The sequence below is a fragment of the Phyllobacterium sp. K27 genome, from assembly GCF_054796155.1.
Genome location: NZ_CM139240.1, coordinates 178,593 through 204,263, shown reverse-complemented (window position 1 = coordinate 204,263; position 25,671 = coordinate 178,593). Strand labels below are relative to the sequence as shown.

At 51.9% G+C, this 25,671-nt stretch carries 24 protein-coding genes and 1 pseudogene; 9 read left to right on the top strand and 16 right to left on the bottom strand.

Translation table 11 applies throughout. The features are described from left to right. Window positions 1-79: 79 nt before the first annotated feature. Window positions 80-283, bottom strand: a pseudogene (locus ACYJL1_RS00995) (hypothetical protein); the annotation flags it as partial. A 118-nt stretch (window positions 284-401) separates the two neighbouring features. Between ACYJL1_RS00995 and xylF the strand changes: the two are divergent. The 3 genes from xylF (at window position 402) to ACYJL1_RS00980 (ending at window position 3,628) form a co-directional block, all read left to right on the top strand. After that, window positions 402-1,445, top strand: a complete 1,044-nt coding sequence (gene xylF / locus ACYJL1_RS00990; protein ID WP_460896611.1) for a D-xylose ABC transporter substrate-binding protein — start codon at window positions 402-404, stop codon at window positions 1,443-1,445. A gap of 81 nt (window positions 1,446-1,526) precedes the next feature. Then, window positions 1,527-2,834 (top strand): sugar ABC transporter permease, encoded by a 1,308-nt coding sequence (locus ACYJL1_RS00985; protein ID WP_460896610.1) that lies wholly within the window; start codon window positions 1,527-1,529, stop codon window positions 2,832-2,834. A gap of 14 nt (window positions 2,835-2,848) precedes the next feature. Beyond that, window positions 2,849-3,628: an ATP-binding cassette domain-containing protein gene (locus ACYJL1_RS00980; protein ID WP_460896609.1), complete on the top strand. Its 780-nt coding sequence runs from the start codon at window positions 2,849-2,851 to the stop codon at window positions 3,626-3,628. A 43-nt stretch (window positions 3,629-3,671) separates the two neighbouring features. Here ACYJL1_RS00980 and ACYJL1_RS00975 read toward each other — a convergent pair whose 3' ends face one another. From ACYJL1_RS00975 to sppA, 15 genes are all read right to left on the bottom strand, one after another. After that, a complete protein-coding gene (locus ACYJL1_RS00975) occupies window positions 3,672-4,250 on the bottom strand; it encodes a NifU family protein (protein WP_460896608.1) in 579 nt (192 codons plus the stop codon). Between the two features lie 100 nt (window positions 4,251-4,350). Further along, entirely contained in the window at window positions 4,351-4,839 is a 489-nt protein-coding gene (locus ACYJL1_RS00970) for a universal stress protein (protein WP_460896607.1), read from the bottom strand. Window positions 4,840-4,881: 42 nt separating this feature from the next. Continuing rightward, window positions 4,882-5,961 carry a tryptophan--tRNA ligase gene (gene trpS / locus ACYJL1_RS00965; protein ID WP_460896606.1) on the bottom strand — a complete coding sequence of 360 codons (1,080 nt, stop codon included), beginning with the start codon at window positions 5,959-5,961 and terminating at the stop codon, window positions 4,882-4,884. An 89-nt stretch (window positions 5,962-6,050) separates the two neighbouring features. Beyond that, a complete protein-coding gene (locus ACYJL1_RS00960; RefSeq protein ID WP_460896605.1) occupies window positions 6,051-6,437 on the bottom strand; it encodes a VOC family protein in 387 nt (128 codons plus the stop codon). Continuing rightward, entirely contained in the window at window positions 6,437-8,032 is a 1,596-nt protein-coding gene (gene murJ, locus ACYJL1_RS00955; protein WP_460896604.1) for a murein biosynthesis integral membrane protein MurJ, read from the bottom strand. The genes ACYJL1_RS00960 and murJ overlap by 1 nt, the downstream gene beginning before the upstream one ends. A 1-nt stretch (window position 8,033) precedes the next feature. Further along, entirely contained in the window at window positions 8,034-10,847 is a 2,814-nt protein-coding gene (locus tag ACYJL1_RS00950) for a [protein-PII] uridylyltransferase (protein ID WP_460896603.1), read from the bottom strand. A 90-nt stretch (window positions 10,848-10,937) separates the two neighbouring features. Continuing rightward, entirely contained in the window at window positions 10,938-13,589 is a 2,652-nt protein-coding gene (gene mutS, locus ACYJL1_RS00945; protein ID WP_460897894.1) for a DNA mismatch repair protein MutS, read from the bottom strand. Window positions 13,590-13,766: 177 nt separating this feature from the next. Beyond that, window positions 13,767-14,606 (bottom strand): l-ornithine N(alpha)-acyltransferase, encoded by an 840-nt coding sequence (gene olsB, locus ACYJL1_RS00940; RefSeq protein WP_460897893.1) that lies wholly within the window; start codon window positions 14,604-14,606, stop codon window positions 13,767-13,769. Window positions 14,607-14,771: 165 nt separating this feature from the next. Continuing rightward, window positions 14,772-15,266 (bottom strand): signal peptidase II, encoded by a 495-nt coding sequence (gene lspA, locus ACYJL1_RS00935; RefSeq protein ID WP_460896602.1) that lies wholly within the window; start codon window positions 15,264-15,266, stop codon window positions 14,772-14,774. A gap of 13 nt (window positions 15,267-15,279) precedes the next feature. Then, entirely contained in the window at window positions 15,280-16,149 is an 870-nt protein-coding gene (locus ACYJL1_RS00930) for a TrmH family RNA methyltransferase (protein ID WP_460896601.1), read from the bottom strand. Further along, window positions 16,146-17,252, bottom strand: coding sequence for a class I SAM-dependent methyltransferase (locus tag ACYJL1_RS00925; protein WP_460896600.1), 1,107 nt, complete (start codon window positions 17,250-17,252; stop codon window positions 16,146-16,148). The genes ACYJL1_RS00930 and ACYJL1_RS00925 overlap by 4 nt, the downstream gene beginning before the upstream one ends. 33 nt (window positions 17,253-17,285) lie before the next feature. After that, entirely contained in the window at window positions 17,286-18,251 is a 966-nt protein-coding gene (lhpI, locus tag ACYJL1_RS00920) for a bifunctional Delta(1)-pyrroline-2-carboxylate/Delta(1)-piperideine-2-carboxylate reductase (RefSeq protein WP_460896599.1), read from the bottom strand. A 29-nt stretch (window positions 18,252-18,280) separates the two neighbouring features. Next, window positions 18,281-18,613, bottom strand: a complete 333-nt coding sequence (locus tag ACYJL1_RS00915; RefSeq protein WP_460896598.1) for a LapA family protein — start codon at window positions 18,611-18,613, stop codon at window positions 18,281-18,283. 35 nt (window positions 18,614-18,648) lie between these two features. Next, complete coding sequence (locus ACYJL1_RS00910) at window positions 18,649-18,933, bottom strand: integration host factor subunit beta (RefSeq protein WP_115051536.1); 285 nt, start codon at window positions 18,931-18,933, stop codon at window positions 18,649-18,651. Window positions 18,934-19,011: 78 nt separating this feature from the next. Then, complete coding sequence (sppA, locus tag ACYJL1_RS00905) at window positions 19,012-19,998, bottom strand: signal peptide peptidase SppA (protein ID WP_460897892.1); 987 nt, start codon at window positions 19,996-19,998, stop codon at window positions 19,012-19,014. Window positions 19,999-20,249: 251 nt separating this feature from the next. Here sppA and lptC point away from each other — a divergent pair, with 251 nt between their 5' ends. The 6 genes from lptC to ptsN all read left to right on the top strand — a co-directional run bounded on the left by lptC (window position 20,250) and on the right by ptsN (window position 25,639). Next, window positions 20,250-20,987, top strand: coding sequence for an LPS export ABC transporter periplasmic protein LptC (lptC, locus tag ACYJL1_RS00900; RefSeq protein ID WP_460896597.1), 738 nt, complete (start codon window positions 20,250-20,252; stop codon window positions 20,985-20,987). Window positions 20,988-21,040: 53 nt separating this feature from the next. Further along, window positions 21,041-21,649 carry an LptA/OstA family protein gene (locus ACYJL1_RS00895; RefSeq protein ID WP_460896596.1) on the top strand — a complete coding sequence of 203 codons (609 nt, stop codon included), beginning with the start codon at window positions 21,041-21,043 and terminating at the stop codon, window positions 21,647-21,649. Window positions 21,650-21,737: 88 nt separating this feature from the next. Beyond that, entirely contained in the window at window positions 21,738-22,496 is a 759-nt protein-coding gene (gene lptB, locus ACYJL1_RS00890) for an LPS export ABC transporter ATP-binding protein (protein ID WP_460897891.1), read from the top strand. A 166-nt stretch (window positions 22,497-22,662) separates the two neighbouring features. Next, window positions 22,663-24,303, top strand: coding sequence for an RNA polymerase factor sigma-54 (rpoN, locus tag ACYJL1_RS00885; protein WP_460896595.1), 1,641 nt, complete (start codon window positions 22,663-22,665; stop codon window positions 24,301-24,303). Window positions 24,304-24,502: 199 nt separating this feature from the next. Next, a complete protein-coding gene (gene hpf / locus ACYJL1_RS00880) occupies window positions 24,503-25,093 on the top strand; it encodes a ribosome hibernation-promoting factor, HPF/YfiA family (RefSeq protein WP_115051531.1) in 591 nt (196 codons plus the stop codon). A gap of 81 nt (window positions 25,094-25,174) precedes the next feature. After that, window positions 25,175-25,639, top strand: a complete 465-nt coding sequence (ptsN, locus tag ACYJL1_RS00875) for a PTS IIA-like nitrogen regulatory protein PtsN (RefSeq protein ID WP_460896594.1) — start codon at window positions 25,175-25,177, stop codon at window positions 25,637-25,639. Window positions 25,640-25,671 lie beyond the last annotated feature (32 nt).

The window sequence follows — 25,671 nt, the reverse complement described above, 5'->3', positions numbered from 1 at the left end:
CGTTCGCCCGCTTTTCTCCAATAATACCTTCGGCAATGAGGGCCGTGGTAATGGCAGAAACAGTCGATGGGCTTAGCCCCGTATGGGCAACGATGTCAGTTCGGGACAAATGCCCGTGCTGGCGGATAGACCCCAATATAAGCCGCCGATTTTGACGGCGGACATCGTCCGGTCGCGCAATCTCATCCAGCAACAACTGACTTCCTCCCGAAATCTTTTTTTGTGCGGCGCAAAAAAATCGTTGCAATGCAATAGTTTGCGCCGTCAAAAACCAAGTTGACACGGAATTGGTTTTAAGTCACTATTTTTTTCGAGCCTCGAAATAAAGAGGTTTTATTGCTGGCCGGAGGTGAAAGTCAGCATTAAGTAGTCAACGTGCTGAAGGCACTGGGAGGGTTATCATGAAGAAATATGCGGCCGCATTGGCGGGAGCAGCGGTTCTGGCTGTCTCGTTTGCAGGACCTGTTTTCGCAAAGGACAAAATCATCGGCGTTTCTTGGTCGAACTTCCAGGAAGAGCGTTGGAAAACCGATGAAGCTGCCATCAAGAAAGCTCTCGAGGCGAATGGTGACAAATACATTTCGGCCGATGCGCAGTCGTCTGCAGCGAAGCAATTGACCGACGTGGAAAGCCTGATTGCGCAGGGCGCCAATGCTTTGATCATTCTGGCGCAGGATTCCAGTGCGATTGGTCCGGCGGTAGAAAAAGCTGTAGCCGAAGGCATTCCGGTTGTGGGTTATGATCGTTTGATCGAAAATAAAGACGCATTCTACGTCACCTTCGACAATAAAGAGGTTGGGCGTATGCAGGCTCGCGGCGTATTGGCAGTAAAGCCAGAAGGCAACTATGCCTTCATTAAGGGCAGCTCGGCAGATCCAAACGCTGATTTCCTCTTTGCCGGTGCGCAGGAAGTGCTCAAAGAAGCTATCGACTCCGGTAAAATCAAGAATGTCGGTGAGGCCTATACTGATGGCTGGCTGCCTGCTAATGCGCAGAAGAACATGGAGCAGTTTCTCACTGCCAATGACAACAAGATTGATGCTGTTGTTGCTGCCAATGACGGAACGGCTGGCGGGGCCATCGCAGCACTTCAAGCTCAAGGTCTTGCCGGCTCCGTTCCGGTTTCAGGTCAGGATGCCGATTTTGCAGCGCTTAACCGGGTTGCTCTGGGTACGCAGACTGTGACGATCTGGAAAGACTCGCGTGAGTTGGGCAAAGAAGCCGCAAACATTGCAGCAGCATTGGCTGATGGCAAGAAGATGGAAGAAATTCCAAATGTCCAGAAATTTGCTGGCGGGGTCAACAAGGTTGAGGTCAGTGCAGTGTTCCTGACACCAGTTCCGGTTACCAAGGACAATCTCGATGTTGTCATTGATGCGGGTTGGGTCACGAAAGATGTCGTTTGCCAAGGCGTAAAAGCCGATGCTGTGGCAGCTTGCAAATAATTTGATCAAGACATCCTGAAATTTGACGCCGCTGATCCTCCGGGTCGGCGGCGTTCAAACAAGATAACTGGGAGAAATTTCATGAGTGATCCGGCTATTAGCCTCGACCGCGCCCGCGCTTCTGAACTGAGTGTTGTTGCTCGCTTCTTCAAAGCAACGGAGCTCGATACGCGGCTTCTGGGTATGATAGGGGCGCTGGTGATAATCTGGCTGGCTTTCCAGTTCCTGTCGGGTGGTCAGTTTCTGACACCGCGAAATCTCTGGAATCTTTCCGTTCAGACCTCCTCAGTGGCGGTCATGGCAACGGGCATGGTTTTGATCATTGTTACGCGGAACATTGATCTGTCAGTCGGCTCAGTATTGGGTTTTGTCGGCATGATCATGGGCGTTACCCAAGCCGAATTCCTACCCAAGCTAATCGGGTTTGAACATTCAGCAACTTGGCTGATAGTGCTCGCTATTGGTATTTTGACGGGCGCGATTATCGGCGGCATTCAGGGTTTTGTGATCGCATTTATGGGCGTCCCTGCATTCATCGTAACGCTGGGCGGGCTTTTGGTCTGGCGCGGTGCTGCGTGGTGGGTTACTTCCGGCAGAACTGTTGCGCCAATGGACTCAACCTTTCGCCTCATGGGCGGTGGGCCTGATGGGGCAATCGGCGCGATGTGGAGCTGGGTCGTCGGTCTTGTCGCCTGTGTCGCCTTGGTCGCTATGATCATCAATAGCCGTCGTCAACGCAAGCGTTTCAATTTCCCGCGTCGCCCTGTCTGGGCTGAGCTATTCATAGGCTTTGTCGCTTGCGGCTTGGTGCTTGGCGTTGTCGCAATTGCTAACGCTTATTATTGGCCCATTGGGATTGTTCGCAGATATGCAGAAGCGAACAATATCGTAATCCCGGAAAGCGGCCTGTTTATTTCCCATGGTATTGCGGTGCCGGTTCTGATTGCGGTGGCCACTGGTATCATCATGACTTTCGTGACAACACGTACGCGTTTTGGCCGCTATGTGTTTGCGATGGGCGGTAATCCCGAAGCGGCCGACCTTGCAGGTATCAATACACGTTGGGTCACCATGAAAATCTTCATTATTATGGGTATTCTATGCGCGATAGCCGGAGCCATCTCGACGGCACGCCTGAATGCAGCGACCAATGCTCAAGGAACGCTCGATGAACTGTTGACGATTGCTGCTGCTGTTATCGGCGGTACGTCATTGGCTGGTGGTGTTGGCACGATTGCCGGTGCAATGATCGGCGCGCTTTTGATGCAATCGCTGAGTTCCGGGATGGTCTTGTTGGGCCTCGACACTCCATTGCAAAATATTGTTGTTGGCCTGGTTCTGGTCATAGCTGTTTGGCTTGATACAATTTATCGCCGCCGGACTGCTTGAGGGAGGAAAAAATTATGACAAACGGACAAACCGCTCTCATAGATATGGAAAACATCTCAATTGCCTTCGGTGGTATCCGTGCAGTTGATGGCGCATCGATCGATCTTTTCCCGGGGGAAGTCGTTGCTCTTCTTGGACATAATGGCGCTGGTAAATCAACATTGATCAAAATTCTGTCGGGCGCCTACAAGCGTGATAGCGGTACGATCAAGGTTAATGGTGAAGAGGCTTCGATCAGCAATCCGCGTGATGCCAAAGCCTATGGCATCGAGACAATCTACCAAACCCTTGCATTGGCGGACAATGTAGATACGGCGGCCAATCTTTATCTGGGACGCGAACTCATGACGCCGTGGGGTACGCTGGATGATGTTGCGATGGAACATAGTGCACGAGAGGTAATGGGTCGGCTTAACCCGCGCTTTCAGCGCTTTAAGGATCCGGTCAAGGCTCTTTCAGGTGGTCAACGCCAGTCTGTGGCAATCGCAAGAGCTATTCTCTTCAATGCCCGTATTCTTATCATGGACGAGCCAACCGCAGCGCTCGGTCCGCAGGAAACAGCACAGGTGGGAGAGTTGATCAAGCAGCTCAAGAGCGAAGGGATTGGCATCTTTCTCATCAGCCACGATATTCATGACGTCTTCCACCTGGCAGATCGCGTCGCGGTGATGAAGAATGGTCAGGTCGTTGGAACCGCAAAGGTCGGCGATGTGAACGAGGATGAAGTGCTCGGTATGATCATACTTGGGAAGTGTCCACCCGGAGCAATTCCCGGACCGGGCGCCGTAAATTGAAATAATGAAAAGCCCGCTGATGCGGGCTTTTCATTATAGTAAATCAGATGGCTTCAACCTGCTGAACTTCCGGAACGAAATGCTTCAGGAGATTCTGGATACCGTGTTTGAGCGTTGCAGTGGACGAGGGACAGCCAGAGCAAGCGCCTTTCATGTGCAGGAACACAGTGCCGTTTTCAAAGCCGCGAAATGTGATGTCGCCACCATCTTGAGCGACAGCGGGGCGAACACGTGTTTCCAAGAGCTCCTTGATCGTGTCGACAATCTCACTGTCGGCACTGTCGAAGAATTCGCCTTCGGTTTCACGCTGGGCATTGTCGGCAATATCGCTCGCATTTGCCATAACGGGAGCGCCGGACATGAAATGCTCCATGATGGCGCCGAGAATTGCCGGCTTCAGATGCTGCCATTCAGGCGCATCAGTCTTGGTGACAGTTACGAAATCATATCCGAAGAATACACCGGAAACGCCAGGGACAGCAAAGATCTTGGCAGCGAGAGGCGAAGCGTCACCCGCAGTTGTTGCATCACGAAAATCGGCAGTACCCTCTTCAAGCACCACCTTTCCCGGCAAGAATTTCAATGTTGCTGGATTCGGCGTGGCTTCGGTCTGGATAAACATGGCGTATCTCGCGTCCCTAGTTTAGAACTATTCAAAGAGGCATATAGGCCTTTAAACCATTCTCTTCAAGTCAAGATTATATCACGTTTTGGGGATGCCGTCAGGTGATGGCATCAATATCCTCATCAGAGAGGTTATAGGGCACGACAGTGACGGGAATGGAAAATGTTTCACGTCCGGCCAGAGACTGTACAAGCGGGCCCGGGCCATCCTTGCCAGAACCGGCAGCCAAAACCAGAATGGCGATGTCCTGGTCTTCTTCGATGAGCTTTTGAATTTCTTCTGAAGTTATGCCCTCACGAACGGCGAGTTCGGACTCTATACCGATACTTTCCCGAACACGTGCTGCAAATTTGCTGAGCGTGGAGTTTGCGGTCTCCTCGGCCTCGGCTCGCATGATGTGCTCAACACCGAGGAACGCTTGAAAATCAGCTGAGTCGATGACGAACAGAAGCAGCAACACGCCGCCAGTGGTCTTGGCACGGCGGGCTGCATAAGCAACGGCCCGCTCGCATTCGGGGGTTTCATCTATAATGGCCAGGAATTTACGGCGATGGCCAGCTTCGCGGCTGAGACGTTTTGATACCATTTGTGCAACCTGCCTTAAGCGTCGATTGTCCGCAAGTCTTGTCTAGTCCTGAAGGAAGCCAACAATATCTCGAACATTGTGCATCGTCTTTTCTGCAAGCACGCTTGCCCGCTCGCCGCCATCCTTGAGCACCTTGTCGACATAGCCGGGATCAGCAGAAATACGGCGCATCTCGTCAGCAATAGGCGAAAGCTTTTCGACAGCAAGCTCAGCCAACGCTGGCTTGAAGACAGAAAACTGCTGGCCACCAAAGTTGCGAAGTACGGTTTGTTTGTCGGTGTCGGTCAAAGCGGCATAAATGCCGACCAGGTTGTCCGCTTCCGGCCGGTCTTTCAAACCTTCGACGTCGGAGGGCAGGGGATCGGAATCAGTCTTTGCCTTCCGGATCTTCTTCGAGATTGTATCGGCGTCGTCAATAAGATTGATCCGAGATAGGTCAGACGGGTCAGACTTCGACATTTTCTTGGTGCCATCACGCAAGCTCATGAGCCGAGCGGCAGGCCCGCCGATCACGGGTTCGGTCAATGGAAAGAAGCTGGAAATGGTTTCATCGCCGGACTGTGTCTCTACCCCAAGACCAAGCTCAGCAATACGGTCGGAAAAATCAGTATTGAATTTTTGTGCGATATCACGGGTTAGTTCGAGATGTTGTTTCTGGTCTTCGCCAACAGGCACATGGGTAGCGCGGTAGACGAGAATGTCCGCAGCCATCAGATTGGGGTACACATAGAGGCCAACAGATGCATTTTCGCGATCCTTGCCAGCCTTGTCCTTGAACTGAGTCATGCGATTCAGCCAGCCCATGCGGGCGATGCAGTTGAATATCCATGCGAGTTCAGAGTGCTGCCGCACACGGCTCTGGTTGAAGACGATATGTTTTTTCGGATCAACCCCTGAAGCCAGGAAAGCAGCCGTAACTTCACGCGTGTTGCGCAAAAGTTCGGATGGTCCACCCCAGACCGAAACCGCCTGCGTTATGGCATGCTGGTCAACCACGCAATAAATGCAGTTATTGTTTTCCTGCAGTGCAACCCAACGGCGGATCGCGCCGAGATAATTGCCAAGGTGCAGATTGCCGGTTGGTTGAACACCGGAAAAAACGAGCGGTTCAAACGTGCTCATAAATCGTCCTTAATTCTTCTTTGGGCCAAGTCTGGGTGGCCATGACGTGCGGTTCTGGCAGAGGGAAGCATGGGATTCAAGCCCTACCTTTATTTGAGCTGCAACAGGTCCCATTTATTGCCGTAGAGATCCTCGAAAACTGCCACACTACCATAGGCTTCGTGTCTCGGTTCTTCGAGGAATTTCACGCCTGCATCCAGCATTTTCGTGTGGTCGCTTGAAAAGTCATCCGTATAGAGAAACAGGGCGACGCGGCCCCCTGTTTGATTTCCTACCGCTTGCTGTTGTTGCGGACCTTCGGCCTGTGCGAGCAGCAGCTTGGCACCATCATTTTCGGGCGAGACGACGACCCAGCGCTTTGTTTCCGATAGTTTCGTGTCGGTCACAACAGAAAACCCCAGCACATTTGTGTACCAGGCAATCGCCTCGTCATAGTCGTCCACGACGAGTGTGATCAGTCCAACTCCCCTGCCCATTATAATGGATTCTCCGTCGGTGGTTCAGGAGTTTTTGCCCGGCGCTTTATGTTGCGGCGGACCATGCCGAGGCTTGCGCCTCCGCTGCCAAAAGCCAACGCGAAATACAAAACCATGGACATGAGGATCAGCCCGAACACACCTGCCGCCTGAATATAAACTGGCGCCTGTATAGCAAGGTAAGGCTCAGCCCATTCGATCGCATAGGATAACGCAAGCGCCATAATGGCGGAGGCAATGATCAGCCGTGGTATGCGGGTCAAAAGCGGAATGTCTCGCCCCCAATGCCCTCTCCAGATGAGGGTGGAGAACAGGAGGATGGCATTGATCCATCCCGCCGTTACCTCAGCTGTTGCAATGCCTATTTCTGCCAAAATGGGAAAGAGTGTCAAAGCCATGGAAATATTGATTACCACTGAAACAGCGGCGAAAATCATTGGTGTTTTGGTATCCTCGCGTGCGAAAAATCCCGGAATGAATGCTTTGATCAGCACAAATGCAGGCAGGCCAAGACCATACACCGCAAGAATATTCGCAACACGGCTGGTTGATTCCGCTGTAAACTCTCCGCGTTCAAGCAAGAGCCGGATGATCGGTTCGGACATAACCAGCAGAGCAGCAGCAGCAGGCAGAGTGAGAAACAGTATGAACTCGACCGAGCGGTTTTGAAGGTTGCCCGCTTCCTTCAGATTGCCAGAGCGCAGGGCGCGGGCAAGTTCGGGTAACAGCACGGTCGCGACTGCTATGCCCACGACGCCCAGAGGAAGCTGATAGACGCGATCAGCGTTTGCCAACGAGGTAATAGCCCCTTCCTTACCCGAAGCTATATTGGTGTTGATCAGCAGGTTTATCTGCGTGATGCCGCCAGTTATTGCGGCGGGCAAAGCCAAAACCAAAAGTCGTTTGACATTGGAAGTCATACGCGGACGGCGGAAACCAATAGATATTCCGGCTTTTCGCACGGCAAACCATACGATCGCCAACTGCACCAGTCCAGCTGCCATAACGCCCCAAGAGAGGCCATAGCCGATGGTGATTCCATCATGGCCCGCATACCAGGCATAGGCAAGAACGCCGATGAGGATGATGTTCAGGAAAACAGGTGCGACTGCGGCGGCAAAATAACGATGTAGGGAATTGAGCATTCCGCCCATCATGGCTGCCAGAGACATGCACGCCAGATACGGGAACATGATGATCGCCATCGAAACCGTATTGCTGAATTTTTGCGGATCGTCGACAAAACCCGGAGCGATTACAGTTCGCACGATGAGCGGCATGGATAGCTCCATGACGATGGTCAGAACCATCAGAACGCTGAACAGAACGCCAAAGACTTCTTCAGAAAACCGCTTCGCCCCATCCATCCCATTGGCTTCGATCTCCTTGGCAAAAAGGGGAACAAAGGCTGCATTGAATGCGCCCTCCGCAAATAATCGACGGAACGTATTGGGAAACCGGAAAGCGGCGTTGAATGCATCGGCAACCGGACCGATCCCCAGAGCTGCAGCCATAAGTATTTCGCGGGTAAGACCGAAGACGCGGCTCATCAACGTTCCGGACGCAACGGTCGCAAATTTCTTGACGAGGCTCATATTATTCTGCCGTCATGAGGACGTTTTGCCGTTGAGGCTGGGCGATAATAATGTCGCCTTCGCCGAAAAGCGCGAGAAGTTTTTTGCGAATACGGCTCTGCCGGGTTGTATTGGTAATCTGATGGCCGACAAGATCGGTTACATAAAACACGTCGATAACCTTTTCGCCGAACGTCGTCACATGTGCCGAGGCGATGTCGAGAGAAAGATCAGAGATTACTCCTGTGATCTCTGACAGAACGCCCGGACGATCCAAACCTTCGACTTCAATAACCGTGAATTTGTTCGATAGTGTGTTATTGATCTCCACCCGTGGTGTGATCTTGAATGCTTTTGCGGCGCGCTTGGGTTTTGTTCGAGAGGCAAGCATCTCAGGCAGGTAGGTTTTGCCCGACAGGACGTCCTCAATCAAGCGCCCGACCCGCGTGGCGCGCCGCCGCTCATCATCGTCAGTCGCAAATTCTCGGCTGATCAGGATTGTATCGAGTGCCCGTCCATCACTGGTGGTGAAAATCTGCGCATCGACGATATTTGCGCCTGCGGCCGCGCATGCGCCTGCGATAACGGATAGAAGTCGCGGATGGTCTGGAGAAAGAACGGTAATTTCTGTGACACCCTCGAAATCATGCGTTTTCACCATTGTAGCGAGCGTCTTGCCGCTGGCGTCAGATTCCCGAATAAAGGTCGCGTGGCGCAACTGATCGGCAATGCTTACAGTCAGCAGATAGTTCTGGTAGTGAAGTGCAAGATAAGATTGGCGCTCGATCTGCGGCCATGATGAAAGCGCGTGCTCAAGCTGTGCTCTCGCATGGTCTGTGCGCTCTTTGCGCGATACTTCGGAAAAACCACCTGTTAGCATCAATTCCGTTTCGTAGAACAGGGTCCGCAACAACTGTCCTTTCCAGCCATTCCAGACACCAGGGCCAACCGCTTTGATATCGCAGATTGTAAGGATCAACAGTAACTTCATACGCTCGAGCGTTTGTACAATATCGGCAAAGTCTTCGATCGTTTTGCGGTCATTCAGGTCGCGTGACTGCGCCACCATGCTCATGGTCAGATGCTGCTCAACCAACCAGGAAACCGTTTGAGTATCGGCCTTGGAAAGCCCAAGCCGCGGACATATGCGTTTCGCGATTCGAGCTCCAGCAATGGAGTGATCTTCTGGGCGACCTTTCGCAATATCGTGCAGCAGAAGCGCGACATATATGAGATTACGGTCCTTTTTCAGCCCCGGCATGATCTGGTTAGCCAGGGGATGCTCATGTTCAAGGTCGCCGCGCTCGATTTCAGACATGACTGCGATGCATCGCAACAGATGCTCATCGACCGTATAGTGGTGATACATATTGAACTGCATCATCGCGACAACTTTACCAAAATCCGGAATGAACTTACCCAACACACCGGATTCGTTCATGCGGCGCAGGATAAGTTCCGGATCACGTTCGGAAGTCAGTATTTCCAGAAAGAGCTTGTTGGCTTCAGGATTGTCGCGCAAATCCGCTTTAATCAGGGAAAGAGAACGTGTAACCAGCTGCATTGCATCCGGATGAAATTCCAGCCCATGTTTATCAGCAAGGTGGAAAAGACGGATCAGGTTCACAGGGTCCTTGTGAAACACACCGTCATTGGCAATCGTGATGCGGTGATTGTCGACAACGAAATCCGCTGTTCCCGCGAGCTTGCGTTTTCGCCGGGAAAAAGTAAGAAAAATTCGGTTGAAACCCGGAACATGTTTCGCCTGCTCCTCTTCCAGAGCGGCACAAATGATACGCGTCAGATCGCCAACTTCTTTTGCCACGAGAAAGTAGTGTTTCATAAAGCGCTCAACATCCCGCTGTCCGGGATGCGCCGTATAGCCAAGGCGCCTTGCGATCTCGCTCTGTATATCGAAAGAAAGACGTTCTTCGGCTTTTCCCGTAAGAAAATGCATATGGCAGCGAACAGCCCATAAAAGGTCTTCGGCCTTGCGGAATATGTTGTGCTCTGCGCGCGAGAGCACGCCCAGCTTGACCAGCTCATCGCTTGTTTTGACGCGATAGTAGTATTTGGCGATCCAGAAGAGCGTGTGCAGATCGCGCTGACCGCCTTTGCCTTCCTTTACGTTCGGTTCGACAAGATAGCGTGTTGCTCCGGACTTCTTATGACGGGCATCCCGCTCTGCAAGTTTTGCTTCGATAAAGGCGGGACCGGTGCCCTCAACGACCTCTTTATCAAACCGGTCGATGAGCTTGTCGAACAGCTCTTGATTGCCGCAGATGTAGCGAGCTTCCAGAATGCTTGTGCGTATCGTCATGTCCGAAAGTGACAAGCGGACTGACTCGTCAAGGTTGCGGGTAGCATGGCCGATTTTCAGGCCGATATCCCACAGCATATAAAGAATGTATTCGACCACCTGCTCGCCCCAAGGGGTTTGTTTATAGGGCAGAAGAAATAGTAGATCGATATCGGAACCGGGAGCCAAGCCACCGCGCCCATAGCCGCCAACAGCTATGATCGTCATTTTCTCTGAAGTGGAAGGATTAACCGCAGGATATACGTGACTGGTTGCAAAATTATAAAGCGCCGTGATGATCTGATCCATCAACCAAGAGAGTCGCACGGAGCATCGTGTACCACGTGCATCTTGCATCAGCATGGTTTCAGCGCTTTTACGGCCAAGTTCCAGCGTTTGCTTGATAAGCTGCAACACATCGCTGCGCTCGACAGACGGCTTACCCTGCTTGGCTGCCGCTTTGACGAGGTCTTCAAATTGCTGATGAAGCCTGTCAGGGCTGACGATTTGTTCCAGTTTCAGGTCTGTGGCGCTCATGAACACGACTTTACAAATGATGGCCGCACGCTATAGCGCGAATTTGCATTAAACGAAACGATTACATTTTGAAGCATGCAGCAATAGGCACTAACCCGCGGTAAGGCCTTTCAGGCGGTAAAGAACCTCGAGTGCGTCGCGTGGCGTCAATTCATCGGGATTGATCGACGAAAGTGCTGAAAGGAGCGCGCTGTCTTTTCCCTGAACAGGTTTGGGAGCCTGGCGTTTGACCTCAACTGAAAACAGCGGCAAATCATCAATCAACTTATCTGCCTTGCCGGAGGTTTCTCCTGCCTCCAGTTGGTGCAGAACATCGCGTGCCCGGTTGACGACAGCCTCAGGCAGGCCGGCCAGACGCGCCACCTGAACGCCATAGGAGCGGTCGGCGGCCCCCTTTGCAACTTCATGAAGAAACACGACATCGCCATCCCATTCTTTCACCCGCATTGTTACATTGCTCAGGCGTTCAAGCTTTTCCGAAAGCGAAGTCATTTCATGGAAATGCGTTGCAAAGATTGCGCGGCATTGATTTTTCTCATGCAAATATTCAACCGCTGCCCACGCTATGGAAAGACCATCAAAAGTGGCAGTGCCGCGTCCGATCTCATCAAGGATCACAAGGGAGTGATCTGTTGCCTGGTTCAGGATCGCAGCCGTCTCAACCATTTCTACCATGAATGTGGAGCGGCCGCGCGCCAGATCATCGGATGCACCGACGCGGGAAAACAGCCGATCGACAACGCCTATATGCGCCGAACCTGCAGGTACAAACGAACCCATTTGCGCGAGAATGGCGATAAGCGCGTTCTGGCGCAGAAAAGTCGATTTACCGCCCATATTGGGTCCAGTCAGGAGCCAGATGGCTCCTTTACCAGTGATAAGCGGCGAGAGATTGCAGTCATTGGCAACGAAAGGATTCGCCGCTTGCCGTCGCAAAGATTGCTCAACCACGGGATGACGCCCTGCGACGATCTCGAAAGCCAGGCTGTCGTCAACAAGAGGACGGCAATATCCTTGTTCATCGGACAGCGCTGCCAAAGCAACGGAAACATCAAGCGTTGCCAAAGCAAGAGCACCTGCACGTATGATATCGGCATTGACGATCATCTCATTCGTCAATGCATCGAAGATGCCCAGTTCAATCGAAAGGGCGCGTTCTGCTGCATTTGCGATTTTGGTTTCAAGCTCAGCCAGCTCAGTGGTGGTGAAGCGCATAGCATTGGCGATTGTTTGGCGATGTATGAACTTGGCTTTCGCCTCATCGCTGTCCGTCATGATGGAAGCATTGTTGGCGGTTACCTCGATGAAGTAGCCCAGTACATTATTATGCTTTATTTTCAGGGACCGGATGCCGGTGGTTTCCATATAGTCAGCTTGCAGGCCAGCAATAATGCGGCGTGAGTGATCCCGCAGAGCACGCATTTCATCGAGTTCAGCGTGATACTCTGCTCGAACAAAACCACCATCACGCTTTAACAACGGCAATTCATCAGCCAAAGCCCGATCAAGATGAGCGGCAAAATCCAGAGGCAATTGGGTGAGACATTCGCGAACACGGGCAAGCTCGGGTGGCAATGCCTCACTCAAAAACAACCGGGATATCTCGGATGCAGCTTCCAAGCCGCGCGCGATAGCTCCTAGGTCTCTGGGCCCACCGCGGCCAACGGCAAGCCGGGACAAGGCGCGAGGCATATCGGGCACGCCCCGCAGCGCCGCTTGCATCAGGTCAGCGAGAGGTTGTCGGGCGAGAAAATAAGAGATGGAATCAAGTCGTTCGGCAATAGCTGCCGGGTCTGTTAATGGCGAGGTCAATCGTTCGGCCAGAAGGCGCGCCCCACCGCCCGTTGTCGTTCGGTCAATCGCGCGCAGCAAGCTCCCTTCGCGTTTGCCGGAAAGGGTGCGTAAAAGTTCAAGATTCCCTCGCGTCGCCGGATCTATGAAAAGCGAGGAACCTTCCGATTCCCGCTCGGGACGCATCAAGGGTGGGCGTTCGGCCAGCTGTGTTTTTTCGACATAGGCAATGGCGCCGGATATGGCGGAAAGTTCAGCGCGTGAAAACTGACCGAAGCCATCCAGAGTTCTGACATCAAAATAGCGCTGTATGCGATATTCTGCTGTGGCACTGTCGAATAGACTTGGCGGTTGGGGGCTGACAGCGCGGCCTATAGCGTCGAAAGTACCGCGTAATTCCGGATCATGAAAAACCGTATCAGCAACGATCAGCTCCCGAGGGTCGACACGCAATATATCCGCAAGCAGGCGCGAAGCATCCGATTCGCCTACACGGAAGGTGCCGGTCGAAATGTCGATCCAGGCAAGGGCAAACTGGGCTTTGTCAGTACCTTTGACCCGCCCGAGGGTCATCAGATAGTTCGCCTCGGATGGATCGAGAAGCTTCTCTTCAGTTATGGTTCCAGGTGTAACCAAGCGAACGACATCGCGCTTTACGACAGATTTTGAACCACGCTTCCTCGCTTCGGCGGGGTCTTCCACCTGTTCGCAAACAGCGACCCGAAAGCCTCGTGCTATGAGTTTCTGCAAATAATCATCGGCAGCATGAACCGGTACGCCGCACATGGGAATATCTTCGCCAAGGTGTTTTCCACGCTTTGTCAGCGTAATCCCAAGAGCTCTGGAAGCTTCAACGGCATCGTCGAAAAAAAGCTCGTAAAAATCGCCCATTCGATAAAACAGGAGACTGTCAGGATTGGTCGCCTTAATCTCGATATACTGCTCCATCATCGGCGTTGGACGCGCTGACGGTTCAGCTTCATAGGGGGATTGAGTTACAGATGATGGTGCCAATTCGGCCAAAACTTGTCTCCTGAGCTACAGCAGGAGCAATCTATTCGTTATCGGCAGATTTACACACCTCTGCAGAGCCAAACTGCGATATTCTCCACAGGTGATGAAAAGGTCTTAGCCGAAACGCTTCGATTCGGCCGCATAATGGCTCACATAGCGCTCGGAGATACGGCTGACAGGCAGAATGATACAGACATCCGTTGTGCCGAAATCATAATCAATAACGGCGCCATCGCCAATCATCGCACCCAAACGCAAATAACCCTTAATCAATGGCGGCATCGCAAAGAGTGCAACACGCGCATTGATGGCTTCGTTTGGAACGAGGTCCATCGGTTGATAAAGAGAGGGTAGAGCTTTAACATCCCAATCGGCTGTCGCACGGCAATTATGATGCAGAAATGATAGCGGCAGGGCATGGGCAGCGGGAACCGTTCCCTGGAAGGATGCGCATCCAAACATCACCCCAATCGAATGAAACCGGCAATAAGTCCAGATGCCTTGCCAGAGCAGCTCAACAGTACGTTTTGAGCGATATTCAGGCAGAACACAGGAACGGCCAAGTTCAAGAAAGCGCAATTCTGGCTTAGCTGCGACAAGCTGTTCGATGGAAAATTCGCTTGCTGTATAAAACCCGCCCGTCTCGAACGCTTTTTCCGAGCGCAATAGTCGATATGTTCCAACAATCTGTTTGTGCTTCGGTCCAGGAATCGCCGTGTCATAAACAAGAAGGTGATCGCAGAAGGGATCGAAGCGGTCAGCGTCTCGTTGCTCGGATGTTGCGGAACCTTTGGCACCCAATTCATCGAAGAATACTTTGAACCGTAGTTTCTGAGACGAGGCAATTTCATCTTCGGTCTGTGCAAGACAAACCTCCATCGTTCCGATGCGACCAAGCACCGAGACGATTTGTGGAGCCGTAAACGGTACGGACGTTGAATCAACCTGCGACATAATGCTTTGATCTTTAGAGATTGAAGCGGATTCAAGCAAGGTGATGTCCATATCGATTTAACCCTTGTCGGAGGTTGACCGGTAACCGTTCCCGCTCTCATTACTACGGTTTGATGACGGCAACATGACGTAAAAAGGAGGCCAAACTGATGGTGTTTTAATCAGTTAGTCTGCTTGATCGGTCCGTTTCCGCTCTTTCGCCCAAACAAAAATCTCCTCAAGTACCACCAGTGCTGCACCAACGGAAATATAAGCATCGGCGAGGTTAAAGACGGCGAATGACCAAGATGGCAGATGAAAAAGTACATAGTCGATCACGTAGCCATGAACGCTGCGATCAATGAGGTTGCCGAGGGCGCCGCCAATGATGAGAGCAAAGCCTGTGCGCGAAACCCAGCGTCCCGCACTGGTAGTCCACCAAAGGTAACTTACGAACGCTATGACGACGAGCGTAAGCCCTATGAGTGCAATGTCATGCATTCCGCTCAACATTGAGAAGGCAATGCCTTCATTATGAACGCGGAATAGCGCCAGAAAAGGCAAGAGGTCAATCTGCTGCTGGTAATCCATGCCTGTTTCGACGAAATATTTGATTATCTGATCGGTCAGGACAGCAATGACGATGATTGCAAGAAGGCTGGAAAAACGCTTGTTGCTCATAAAGGGCTTTTTCTCAGTTGGTCGTGTCAAGTTTCAGGACGTCACGCCGGATTTCAAACAGCATTACACCGGTTGCGATGGCGAGATTAAGGGAATCGGCGCGTCCCTGTTGAGGAATCCGCGCCAGCCGGTCACAGCTTGACGCTAGTTGGTCAGGCAGGCCCTGCTGCTCGTTGCCCATCAACAGGACAACCGGCTTATTGGCGTAAGGGATGGTCCGATAGTCGACAGAGCCTTTGAGATGCGTTCCAACGATCAACCCTGTGAAGTTCTTTCTCCAGGACAGAAACTCTGCCTCCGTTGCTCGAACGAGGGGAACGGCAAAAACAGATCCCATTGTTGCGCGAACCGTCTCCAGCGAGAATGGATCTGTGGTGTCGCCAATCAGGATGATGCCTTTGGCCCCTGCTGCATCGGCGGTGCGAATGATCGTGCCCAGATTTCCAGGATCCCGAACCCGATCCAGAGCCACAAAAACATCATTGCCTTGCGGGCGGATGTTGGAAAGCACGTGAAGGTTCTGCTGGAATACCCCGACCACCATTTGCGGATTGTCACGCCGGGTTATTGCCGCCATGATCTTTTCATTGACCTCCAGCACATCACCGCCCTTGGCAACCGTTCGGGCGGCAACCTGCTCGACAAGGGAGTTTCCCTTGCCCGCTTTGGAGTAAACCAAAGTCTTGATTGTCCAGCCGAGATCGAGCGCATCGATGACGAGCTTCAGTCCCTCGGCAAGAAATACCCCCTGTTGATCACGGAATTTCTTCAATGCCAGTGATCGCAAATCCTTGACGATCGGATTTGTCAGGCTGGTGACTTCCTTGACTTTGCCGGGACGGACAATGCCGCTGCCGCGATGATGGTCGTCCTGTTTATTCATGATGCGCCCCAACGGCTGAAAAGAGATGTGGAAAGGGCGCGCTGCGAGGAGCGCTCACGAAGAATGAGTTCGCCGGACTGCACTTCACCACCAAGGCCCGTGAATGTGTCCCGCATCAGCTCGTGAATGGCAAAGAAGGATGCGCGGATTGAATAGGCAGTTAATACAACCGCCAAAGGATTGGGAGTGAGGATCGAACGGCACAAATCGATCATGTCCGGGAGATTATCGAAAAGTTGCCAGACTTCTCCGTTGGGGCCGCGCCCATAGGCTGGCGGATCGAGGAGAATGATGTCGTAACCATTTCCGCGGCGTTCTTCCCGCGCAACGAATTTCATTGCGTCTTCACATATCCAGCGAATGGGTTTGCTCGACAGACCTGCCATTTCCTGATTCTCGCGTGCCCAGAGAATGGCTTTCTTTGATGCATCGACATGTGTGACTTCTGCGCCTGCCCGCGCTGCCACGAGAGAAGCAACACCCGTATAACCGAAAAGATTGAGCACTTTGACAGGACGTTTTGCATTGCGGATCAAATTATCCATATAGGCCCAATGCGTCCCCTGTTCAGGAAATACACCGACATGCCGAAATGAGGTGAAGCGGCCAAAAAACGGGATGCCTTCATAAGCAAGCGGCCAGGTTTCACCCAGCGGCACTTTGGGGAAATGCCAGCGTCCTACGCCCTCTTCATCCGTATTGCCGGTGAAAACTGCATCTGCCTTGTCCCATTCAGCCTTGCTCCATGCGGGAAGCCAGATTGCCTGACCTTCCGGGCGTACAATCCGGTATGGACCATATTGCTCCAGCTTCAAGCCATTGCCGCTATCAAGAAGCGCATAGTCTTCAGAGGGGCGCGTTTCCAGAATAAGCCCGGTCTTTTCCTGCGGACGAGCGCCGATACGGCGTGTAAGAACACGCTTGGGCGCTTGTTCTGTCCGCTGCGGTGCACGTTCCGTTTCGTCATCGGCTGAACGGTACACTTTCGCGAATTGCGGGCGGGGCTTTGTCGCGCTTTGCCGTTGTACGACGTTCTTGGAAACGTCGCCTTGCCGCTTACCACCGCTTTTCGCTTTTCTGATTTTACCGCCGGACGATTTCAAACCGTATTTTCCTTGTAACCTTTTTCAAGGTTACTACGCCATTGCCTTTTCATAGACAAGGATACCGGCAGCAAGGTCTTCAAGGGCTGCACCCACGGACTTGAAAAGGGTGATCTCATCCGCCGACTGACGGCCTTTTACCGTTCCACGTGTTAGATCGAACAAATCCCCTACGACATGGCTGGATTGGATTACGCCTGCCTTGATCGGCTGGACGATATCTCCGCCCTCTTTCAATGCACCCTCTTTCGTATCAACGAAAACACGGGCGCGTTTGACGCACTCATCGTCACTCTCCCGCATAGCTGGCGTAAAAGCGCCAATCAGATCAACGTGAGCGCCGGGTTTCAAGTGCCTGCCAAGAATCAAGGGTTCCGTAGAAAGTGTTCCCGCAGTAATGATGTCAGCCTCCGCGATTGCGGCATCCTTGTCTTTGACTGCTCTGGCATTGAATCCGCCAGCGGTCAGCTCCGCAGCAACTTTCTCGGCTCCGGCAAAATTTCTGTTCCAGATCGAGATTTCTTTGATCGGCCGTATTGCGCTGTGCGCACGGGCTAAAAAACCCGAAAGCGCTCCTGCCCCCAGAACGACGAGCTTGGCGGCGTCCTCCCGGGCGAGGTAACGTGCAGCGAGGGCGGACGCACCGGCAGTCCGCCACAATGTCAGGCGCTGGCCATCTATCAGAGCCTTTGGTTCACCGGTCTTGCCGTCCAGCAATAGGTAGACGCCCATCACAGCAGGTTTAGAGACTGCTCCATTATCCGGTGATACCGTAACAATCTTGACGCCCATATATCCCTTGGAGGAGTCGCCCAGCGCATCAAAATCAGACCATGCAGGCATAAGTAGCAACGTTGAGGCCGCTCCATCCGGGCGATCAACAGTATGATGGTGACGAACGGGCTGGATCACACCTTGGCGGAATGCCAGCTCGATTGCATTAATCATGTCGGGCCAATTCAACAGGGCATCGACCTCAGCGGGGGAGACGAGTTTCATTGGCACATTCCTTGGCAGGATTTATATAGTTAATGCAGTGAAGGAAGATTTGGCGTTGAGGCAGTTTCAGCGGTCGCTTTGCGCGCTTCCTTGCGCAACATTTCTGCTTCAAGCTTGCGTTGGCGCGCCAGTTTCCGGTGTTTGCCCTGATTGGCCCAGGTGACAAGACTGCCGATGACCAGTCCAATGATCAAAGCAGCAAACAACAAGACAAACAAAGGAGCCGAGTAAGAAAGCGCAGGATTGCCCGGGTTGAAAGGGTCAATGGTGAATAGGGCATTGCCGCGATTGGCAACCGACAACGCGACAAGAATAATCGCGATCGGTACGAGAATGAGTACGGCGACCACGCGATTAATCATATCGAAGCCTCTTTGCTTGCTTACTCATTGCGGGTTCAGCTGTTTGCATTCAGCCTGTCGCGTAATTCCTTGCCGGTTTTGAAAAACGGTACCCACTTCTCTTCAACATCAACGCTTTCACCTGTTCGCGGATTGCGTCCGCTACGGGCAGGGCGGTTCTTTACGGAAAATGCGCCGAAGCCGCGCAGCTCAACACGATTGCCCTCAGCCAGAGCATCTGTGATCTCATCAAAGATGGCGCCGACAATATTCTCTACATCGCGCTGGAATAGGTGCGGATTGCGGTTGGCAATTATTTGCACGAGCTCTGATTTGATCACAGCGAAATTCCCTTCTGGTTGTGAGATCAAGATACATAGTCAACCCGGACTATGCCACTGATCTTATATGCGAATAGCTTATTGCGCCCCCGCAGGCTTGCCGTCAACGTGCCAAACCGAAACGAGTCCGTCAAGAAACATCCTGTCGCCGGTTGCTTCATGAAGCATTCCGACACTTGTTTCGGGCAGACCCAGAAGCTTGGTAACCATTTTCATTGCGGACTGCGAGACAAGCGAACCAAAAGTTGATTTCTCAACGGGCTTCCATTCAACCACTTTAAGCTTCGCGTCCACGCCTTTGCCTATAAGCCACTCCAGAGCTTTCTCTTCGCCACCAAGCGCGTCAATGAGCTTGTTCGCGAGAGCCTGACGGCCAGTAAAGACGGAACCGTCAGCAAGTGCCAAAGCCTGTTCGTGGCTAAATTTCCGGCGATCCTCAACCAGACCAACGAACCAATTGTAAGAATCAATAATCATACGATGGATCATCGCTTTGGCTTCGTCGCTGGCAGGGTTGAAAAAATTGGGCTCTGCCTTCAGTGGGCTGGATTTAATAGTTTCGACTTTGACGCCGACCTTTGTCAAAAGTTCCGATATATCCGGGTATTGAAACAACACGCCGATCGAGCCGACAATAGATGATTGCCTCGCAACAATGTGATCTGTGCCCACCGCTATCATATATCCGGCTGAGGCGGCCAAAGTTCCAACCTGTGCGACCACAGGTTTCTTCTCCGCAACTTTGCGGACGGCTTCGTAGATTGCCTCACCGCCCGCAGTGGTTCCGCCGGGCGAATCGATAGAAATAATGACGCCTTTAACCGCGTTCGACTCTTCAACATCGTTCAAGCGCTTGAGCAGTTCTTCATCCTCAAGGATGGTTCCCTCAATTCTTATTTTCGCAATGTGTGAAACGGATTTGCTGGTATAGGCTTCCGATCCGGTAGTGAAGAGATAGACCGCAAGCAAGGCAAATGCCGCTGCCAGTAAAGCAATGATACGCCAGAAAGTCACTTTCCGCCTGAGCTTGCGCCGATCAATAATTGCGTCCGCTGTGTGGGCCATCATTTTTGTCCATTTCGCCAAACTTTGTGATACTCTTCTGCGATATCGTCTTATGGAAGTCCAGACTTTGTGGTCAATCGGTTGGCAAGAATAAGCGTATTGGCAAATTGACCTTGTAACTGGCCATCCGACCGCATACTTATTCCAGTACGCACTGCGTGGCCTCTAAGTCGCGTCTATTTCATCGAAAAATAACCATATTGGCGTTGAACTAGCTAGAAATATTATAAACGGTAACAGCAGCCAAACCCATGTCTATTGAGAAAACCGATATCAATGGTGCGCGTAATGCCGCCACAGACGCCGAGCATCATGCAACGGTTGCACGTCAGTTTGCGGCATCCGACAAGGGTTCGACAGTTTTCAAAGCTGCGGAACGCCATTCGCGTCGCGTCCGGCTGTTGAAGTTCTCTTTGCCGGTAATCGCCCTTGTTGGTGCGGCGGTTTTCTCATGGTTTACCTTCTTTTCAGCGTCAGGCGTTCCAAACAACATTGCTTTGGATGGCGCAGGTATAGAAGATGGCAAGCTTGTGATGACAAATCCGAAGCTTGATGGCTTTACCAAAGACAAGCTGCCTTACAAAATGAGCGCTGTAAGAGCCCTTCAGCAGGTTGGAAACAGCTCAGTTATATCGCTGGAAGGTATTGACGCAGAAATTCCAATCGGCAAAGAAATGCGCGCTGAGGTTAAGGCAAAGTCAGGGGTATTCGACAACGCCAACAGGCAGTTGAAACTCGACAGTGAGATAACCTTGGTGACATCAGATGGTATAACGGCTCAATTGCAATCTGCTGATATTGATATTGCCGGAAATACCATGTCGACCAATGACCCTGTGAGCGTAAAAAATCGTAATGGCAGTATTGTTGCCGACAGTATGCAGATTACCGACGGCGGTAAGGTAGTGACGTTTGAAAAGCGCGTAAGGCTTGTCATTCAACCAACAAAGCTGCAAGAAGGTGACAATGAGGTAAAATCGTCGAACTGATAACAGTCACGATCGTTACTTTGAAGAAATTTCTCGGATTAGGAGAGAAGGCGATGTCTTTCGGGGCGAAACTGATCAGGATAGCATCTGTTGCAATAAGTTTGTTGGCGTCCGTATTGGTTGTCCCTGCTATGGCGCAGCAGACTCCAGATGCAGCACCTGGCGGTATAAAGCTCTCTGGCGACCAGCCAATTCAGATCGATTCCGATAAGGTCGTGCTACATAACGATGCGGGCACTGCGACATTTACCGGAAATGTAACGGTTGTTCAGGGCGCGACGCTGTTAAAGGCGGGCGAAATGATCGTCTATTACGTCAAGGGCGGTAATAAAAATGCTGCAAACGGTGAGACCGCGCAAGCCTCGGCAGGCGTGGCGGGCGCCGGGGCACAGGACATTGATCACCTTGAAGTCAGCGGTAAGGTCTATGTGAAATCCGAAGATCAGGTTGCAACAGGTGATCGCGGCACTTTCGACATGAAGACCGAAGTGCTGGTACTGACAGGAAACAAGGTTGTTCTTTCGCAAGGGGATAATGTCGCTGTTGGCTGCAAGCTGACCGCCCAACTGAAAACGGGTGAAGCTCAGCTTGAGAGCTGCAAGAGCGGCCAGACCGGACGTGTTTCAATCGTCGTGGCGCCTAAAAACGCCCAACAGAACTAAGCCGCCGGAAGAATCGTAAGTGTCTCTCTTTTCACGCCGCTCACCCAGCAAGAATGCCGCACGGCCAAATTCCAGTGTCTCACAGGAGATGCGCCCGGCTGACCCTTCGGCTGCGGATCGCATGAAAGGCACGCTTGTCGCTCGTGGAATCACGAAAAGCTATAATGGTCGACAAGTCGTCAATGGTGTTTCATTCGGCGTTCGTTCTGGTGAGGCTGTTGGCATTCTTGGCCCGAATGGTGCCGGCAAGACAACCTGTTTTTATATGGTAACCGGACTCGTACCCGTCGACAAAGGTACGATTGAAATCGATGGGTTCGATGTCACCACAATGCCCATGTATCGGCGCTCGCGCCTTGGCATCGGATATCTGCCACAGGAAGCATCGATTTTTCGCGGGCTGTCTGTAGAAAACAACATCAAAGCCGTGCTCGAGATTGTCGAGAAAGACAGACATGCGCGCGCGCAGGAGCTGGATTCGCTTCTGGAAGAGTTTCACATCGCCCATTTGCGCAAAGCTCCGGCGATTTCACTTTCCGGTGGCGAGCGTAGACGCCTGGAGATCGCACGCGCGCTAGCGTCGCGTCCAAACTTCATGTTGCTTGACGAGCCGTTTGCCGGTGTTGATCCGATTGCTGTTGCTGATATTCAGCAACTGGTTCGGCACCTGACCGGCCGGGGTATTGGCGTATTGATCACAGACCATAATGTTCGCGAAACGCTCAAGCTGATCGACAGAGCTTATATTATACATGCTGGTCAGGTTTTGACCCATGGCCGTCCAGATGAAATAATTGCAAACCCGGATGTCCGGCGACTTTATCTTGGTGACGAGTTTAAGCTCTGATTTTGCTGATCTGGCCATCTTTGATAAAATATGTCAGTTTTTAGACCCGTTCTGGTTGAAAGTGACCTCATCACACGAGTTTTTAGAGCTTTTCAATTGACAAGCAAGGATTGGGCCACTTCTGTACAGCAGTAATTAAATTCCGTCAGGAGTAGCTGCGTATATTATGGCTCTGTCGCCAAAACTCGATCTGAGGCAAACCCAATCTCTGGTAATGACCCCATTGCTGATGCAGTCGATACGGCTGTTGCAGCTGAATCATATCGAGCTTGAGCAATTCATTGAGCAGGAAATCGAAAAAAACCCTTTATTGGAAAGGCTGGATGCGGCCGACGACAATATTTCGCTCGACGGCGTTCGTGCTAACGCCGATCACCGTTTAGATGGCAATCCAGACATACGAGACGATGGCGATGCGGAGCTCTTGTCTACGGAACCTGAGAGCCTTTGGCTGAATAGTGGCGAAGCGACCAGTTCAAGCTCAATGTCCGATACATTTGATAGTTCGCTTGAAAACATTTTTCCCGACGATCCCGGCAGCCGTGATTTCATTGCAAGTGATCTTGCTTCTCAGTGGAAGTCATCCGCTGGCGACGGTTATGTTTCATCGGGTGGGGAGAACTTCAATCTTGAGCAGGTAACTGCAGCGCCGATCAGCATGCAGGATCATATCAGGGAACAGATCATTTTCGCTTTCGAGAATGCAGAGGATCGATTGATTGCGGTTGCACTGGCGGATCAGATCGATGAAATCGGCTACTTTCGTGGCGATATTGCTGAAATCGCCGCGCAAATTGGTTCTTCTGTCGAATATATGGAGAGGTTGCTCTTCGTTCTACAGGGATTTGAGCCCGCAGGGCTGTTTGCACGCGATCTTGCGGAATGTCTGCGGCTTCAACTGCGTTCCAGAAAACGTCTCTCACCAGCAATGGATATTCTGCTTCAAAATCTTGAGCTGCTCGCAAAGCGCGATTTTCAAAGCTTGAAAAAACTATGCCGGGTCGGGGATACGGAAATCATCGATATGCTTCGGGAAGTACAGTTGCTTGACCCGAAGCCCGGCACCGCGTTTTCGTCTGGTGTGGCGGGCAGTATTGTTCCTGACGTTCAAGTTGACCAGGCGCCTGATGGCAGCTGGCGTATAGAGCTTAATTCAGAGACATTGCCCCGGGTACTGATCAATAACAGCTATTGTGCAACTATAATGAAAGCGAAAACGTCTCCCGACGAAAAGGCATTTCTTGGGGAATGTATGCACAATGCGAATTGGTTGGTGCGAAGTCTTGATCAGCGCGCTCAAACTATTCTCAAGGTTGCCACTGAGATTGTTCGCCAGCAGGAGCAGTTTCTTTTGCAGGGCGTCGCGCATCTGAAGCCTCTCAATCTGCGCAATGTTGCAGATGCAATCGGGATGCATGAGTCCACGGTCAGCCGTATCACGACAAATAAATATATGCTCACCAAGCGGGGCGTTTTTGAGCTGCGATACTTTTTCAATGCAGCCATTGCTGCCAGCGAAGGTGCCGAGCAGCATTCTTCGCAATCGGTAAGGCATCAAATCAAAGTTCTAATCGATGCTGAATCACCCGATTCAATCCTTTCGGACGATACGATCGTCGATATGTTGAAGGAACAGAATATTGATATTGCACGTCGCACTGTCGCCAAATACCGCGAAGCGATGAACATCGCTTCCTCGGTTCAACGACGTCGTGAGAAAAAAGCTGAGGCTTCCGCTGCCAAGAGCAATGTAAGGTCTGGATTCATTGCTCCACCACGTGTAGGATTGTTAGCAGTGGGCAAATGAGCTGGGCCAAAGAAGTCCGGTCAGGAGAGCGAAGCGCTGATAGTTTACGACGATGGAGTTGAAGCGCGCCTTAGGATGGAACATCAGGAAAGTGAAATGTGATTAAACATCCCCGCGATTTTGCGGGATGTCTTTGCTCGATTCGAAACAACAGTGTAGATTGGATCGGGCAATGAAATCACAATGAAGGTGAGGTACCATGAGTCTGCGTGTATCTGGAAAACATATGGACATCGGCGATGCTTTCCGCGTTAAAATTGAAGAGCGGATGGCTGAAATGGTCACCAAATATTTCGGCGGCGGGTATTCTGGCCACGTTACCGTGGAAAAACAGGGCTCCCGATTCATCGCAGATTGCCTGGTACGTCTCGACACCGGAACGGTACTTCAGGCAGCAGGCGAGGCTCAGGATCCACAATTGGCTTTCGATGCAGCCGGTGAGCGTGTTGATAAGCGGCTTCGCCGCTACAAACGCCGGTTAAAATCACATCAGGCTCCTGGATCAAACGGCGTTTTCGATGATGTTTCTTATCGCGTGATGGCACCTGTGCCTGATGAAGATGAGGATATTCCAGAGGATTATGCTCCCACTATTGTTGCAGAAACATCAATGGCATTGAGAAGCATGAGCGTTGCATCTGCGGTCGTAGAGCTCGACTTGAAAGATAGTCCTGTCGTTGTGTTCCGTAACGCTGGTAGTACGCAGGTTAATATCGTATATCGCCGCGCAGATGGGAATATTGGTTGGATCGACCCCTCAACTGTGGCCGATCAGGTCGTGTCCCGGTAAATAAAGAACAAGTTCATGGCGAGTTGAACTACCGTCCGCACTTTTAACAAGGTGCGGACGGTAACTGGAAGGAAGAGAATAATGGATCTGGGTGATCTCATTCAGCCCGACGCTGTCCTGCCCGCATTGAAAGTCAATTCCAAGAAGCAACTCTTGCAGATCATGTCGGAAAAGGCAGCCGCTTTGACCGGACTGAGCGAACGCGAGGTTTTCGATACGGTTTTGCAACGCGAGCGTCTAGGATCAACCGGTGTCGGCAATGGCATTGCCATTCCGCACGGGAAGATTAACAGCGTGAAGCGTATTGCCGGGGTTTTTGCTCAGTTGGATACCCCTGTCGATTTTGAGGCACTGGACGATCAGCCCGTCGACATTGTGTTTCTCTTGCTGGCTCCGGAGAATGCTGGCGCTGACCATTTGAAGGCCTTATCCCGGATTGCTCGCATGTTGCGCGATCCGGAGCGGATCGCCAAATTGCGTACCGCTCATGATGCCAATCTGCTTTATGATCTGTTGACTTCGCAGCCAGCCTCTAACGCGGCCTGAGATTATAACCCGGGTTTGAAGGCCGCCTTCGG

Bases quoted from the DNA above. Each gene is read 5' to 3' on its own strand.
- xylF (WP_460896611.1), top strand. From the start codon at position 402: ATGAAGAAATATGCGGCCGCATTGGCGGGAGCAGCGGTTCTGGCTGTC.
- ACYJL1_RS00985 (WP_460896610.1), top strand. From the start codon at position 1,527: ATGAGTGATCCGGCTATTAGCCTCGACCGCGCCCGCGCTTCTGAACTG.
- ACYJL1_RS00980 (WP_460896609.1), top strand. From the start codon at position 2,849: ATGACAAACGGACAAACCGCTCTCATAGATATGGAAAACATCTCAATT.
- ACYJL1_RS00975 (WP_460896608.1), bottom strand. From the start codon at position 4,250: ATGTTTATCCAGACCGAAGCCACGCCGAATCCAGCAACATTGAAATTC.
- ACYJL1_RS00970 (WP_460896607.1), bottom strand. From the start codon at position 4,839: ATGGTATCAAAACGTCTCAGCCGCGAAGCTGGCCATCGCCGTAAATTC.
- trpS (WP_460896606.1), bottom strand. From the start codon at position 5,961: ATGAGCACGTTTGAACCGCTCGTTTTTTCCGGTGTTCAACCAACCGGC.
- ACYJL1_RS00960 (WP_460896605.1), bottom strand. From the start codon at position 6,437: ATGGGCAGGGGAGTTGGACTGATCACACTCGTCGTGGACGACTATGAC.
- murJ (WP_460896604.1), bottom strand. From the start codon at position 8,032: ATGAGCCTCGTCAAGAAATTTGCGACCGTTGCGTCCGGAACGTTGATG.
- ACYJL1_RS00950 (WP_460896603.1), bottom strand. From the start codon at position 10,847: ATGAGCGCCACAGACCTGAAACTGGAACAAATCGTCAGCCCTGACAGG.
- mutS (WP_460897894.1), bottom strand. From the start codon at position 13,589: ATGATGGAGCAGTATATCGAGATTAAGGCGACCAATCCTGACAGTCTC.
- olsB (WP_460897893.1), bottom strand. From the start codon at position 14,606: ATGTCGCAGGTTGATTCAACGTCCGTACCGTTTACGGCTCCACAAATC.
- lspA (WP_460896602.1), bottom strand. From the start codon at position 15,266: ATGAGCAACAAGCGTTTTTCCAGCCTTCTTGCAATCATCGTCATTGCT.
- ACYJL1_RS00930 (WP_460896601.1), bottom strand. From the start codon at position 16,149: ATGAATAAACAGGACGACCATCATCGCGGCAGCGGCATTGTCCGTCCC.
- lhpI (WP_460896599.1), bottom strand. From the start codon at position 18,251: ATGAAACTCGTCTCCCCCGCTGAGGTCGATGCCCTGTTGAATTGGCCC.
- ACYJL1_RS00915 (WP_460896598.1), bottom strand. From the start codon at position 18,613: ATGATTAATCGCGTGGTCGCCGTACTCATTCTCGTACCGATCGCGATT.
- sppA (WP_460897892.1), bottom strand. From the start codon at position 19,998: ATGGCCCACACAGCGGACGCAATTATTGATCGGCGCAAGCTCAGGCGG.
- lptC (WP_460896597.1), top strand. From the start codon at position 20,250: ATGTCTATTGAGAAAACCGATATCAATGGTGCGCGTAATGCCGCCACA.
- ACYJL1_RS00895 (WP_460896596.1), top strand. From the start codon at position 21,041: ATGTCTTTCGGGGCGAAACTGATCAGGATAGCATCTGTTGCAATAAGT.
- lptB (WP_460897891.1), top strand. From the start codon at position 21,738: ATGCGCCCGGCTGACCCTTCGGCTGCGGATCGCATGAAAGGCACGCTT.
- rpoN (WP_460896595.1), top strand. From the start codon at position 22,663: ATGGCTCTGTCGCCAAAACTCGATCTGAGGCAAACCCAATCTCTGGTA.
- hpf (WP_115051531.1), top strand. From the start codon at position 24,503: ATGAGTCTGCGTGTATCTGGAAAACATATGGACATCGGCGATGCTTTC.
- ptsN (WP_460896594.1), top strand. From the start codon at position 25,175: ATGGATCTGGGTGATCTCATTCAGCCCGACGCTGTCCTGCCCGCATTG.